This is a genomic window from Sphingomonas ginsenosidimutans, from assembly GCF_002374835.1.
Lineage (GTDB): Bacteria > Pseudomonadota > Alphaproteobacteria > Sphingomonadales > Sphingomonadaceae > Sphingomonas > Sphingomonas ginsenosidimutans.
On record NZ_NWVD01000053.1, the window covers coordinates 1 to 762 of the forward strand.

1 pseudogene is annotated in these 762 nt (G+C 61.0%); it reads left to right on the forward strand.

Annotated elements, in window-relative coordinates:
- Window positions 1–457: pseudogene (locus COA17_RS18670) on the forward strand (MobF family relaxase); the annotation flags it as partial.
- Window positions 458–762 lie beyond the last annotated feature (305 nt).

Consider the following 762-nt stretch of genomic DNA (forward strand, 5'->3'; position numbering starts at 1 on the left):
ATCAGGCCATCAGGCCCGGATTGTCGCAGTCGACAAAGAGGCTGTCGTGGTGAAGACATCCTTGGGCGCAGAGCACAGGCTGGTGCAGGGTGACCCGATGCTCCGCCGTCTCGATCTCGCCTATGCGCTAAATGCCCATATGGCGCAGGGGCTGACCTCCGATCGCGGCATTGCGGTCATGGACAGCCGCGAGCGCAATCTGGCCAACCAGCAGACGTTTCTGGTCACGATCACACGGCTGCGCGATGGCCTCACCCTCTATGTCGACAATGCTGGCAAGCTTGAAGCGGCGGTCGAGCGCAATGCCGGTATGAAGCGCTCTGCGCTGGAAACGGTCGATCTCCTCCGCGACGCTGCGTCCAAAGGGCAGGCCAAAGATCGTGTCGATCTTGCACCGGAACGCAAACCGCCGGAGCTTGACCGGTCGATCACGAAGCCCTTCGAAATCGGCATCTAGCGACCTGCTGTCTCCATGCGTCCGCACTCTGCCGGTTGACGAAGAGTTCTTTATTTGTTCTCATTGGCCCATGCCCCGAATCTCCGACGATCTCCTCCTTACGCATCTCGAAGTCGCGCTTGTGGATCGGCGTGGAAAAAGGACCCCGGTAGCGGGGTGATCGGCGTCGAAAAGGGACCCCTCATCCCGGTGGTCTAGGCTGTTCGCTTGGCGGTGTGTCAGGCGGCGAGAGCGGGATGCTGGTATTGGAGACGGTGTTGAGGATCCGGCGCGAGCACGCGTCGGGGAAGGCCATCAAGGCGATA